1 pseudogene is annotated in these 323 nt (G+C 40.6%); it reads right to left on the bottom strand.

Annotated elements, in window-relative coordinates:
- Positions 1–323: pseudogene (locus AB4486_RS24175) on the bottom strand (type II and III secretion system protein family protein); the annotation flags it as partial.

Genomic DNA, 323 nt, shown 5'->3' with positions numbered 1-323 from the left:
ATCTCACTCACATCAACCGCTAAGTTTAGGTTGATTTTTTTGTCACTGAGTACCGTGGGGATGAACTTTAAACCTACACCATATTCTTTATATTCAATGGTAATACCATCTTCATCAGGCACCGGAATGGGAAATTCTCCCCCCGCTAAAAACTCAGCCTTTGAACCGCTTAGCGCGGTTAAGTTCGGTTCAGCCAAGACTTTTGCCACACCATTTTGTTTTGCTACGTCCAATGCGAAAGTAAACAATGTATTACTATCAATGAAAGAACCTAAAATACCGTAATCAGTAGAGGTAGGAATATTGAAAATAGGGGTTGCACC

Source organism: Vibrio sp. 10N.222.55.C6 (assembly GCF_041473395.1).
Lineage (GTDB): Bacteria > Pseudomonadota > Gammaproteobacteria > Enterobacterales > Vibrionaceae > Vibrio > Vibrio crassostreae_C.
This window is presented reverse-complemented; position numbering and strand designations above follow the sequence as displayed.